This window comes from Cobetia sp. SIMBA_158, from assembly GCF_046566945.1.
Classification (GTDB): domain Bacteria; phylum Pseudomonadota; class Gammaproteobacteria; order Pseudomonadales; family Halomonadaceae; genus Cobetia; species Cobetia amphilecti.
In genome coordinates this window covers 1-261 of record NZ_JAWJYL010000569.1, presented here as the reverse complement: position 1 = coordinate 261, position 261 = coordinate 1, and the positions used below count along the sequence as shown (strand labels likewise).

The window sequence follows — 261 nt, the reverse complement described above, 5'->3', positions numbered from 1 at the left end:
CTCATGAACTTCGCGTGTTTTTAGAAGAAGCTGCGGGCGTATCTAAATACAAAGAGCGTCGCCGCGAAACGCAAACGCGGATTAAAAGTACCCGTGAAAATTTAGAACGTTTATTAGATGTTCGTAAAGAGTTGCAAAGCCAGCTCGATAAATTGGCTGTTCAGTCACTTGATGCTAAAAGATACCGTGAACTTAAAGCAACAGAGCGCACATTAAAAGGTCAAGTAGCTGTCTTAAAATGGCAAAAGCTGCATCAACAAC

Annotated in this window: 1 protein-coding gene; it reads left to right on the top strand. The window is 41.8% G+C overall.

Annotation, left to right across the window (positions count from 1 at the left end; translation table 11 throughout):
- Positions 1-14: 14 nt before the first annotated feature.
- A partial coding sequence (locus tag R2R70_RS21115) for a hypothetical protein (RefSeq protein ID WP_410979068.1) occupies positions 15-261 on the top strand: 247 nt, incomplete at its 3' end.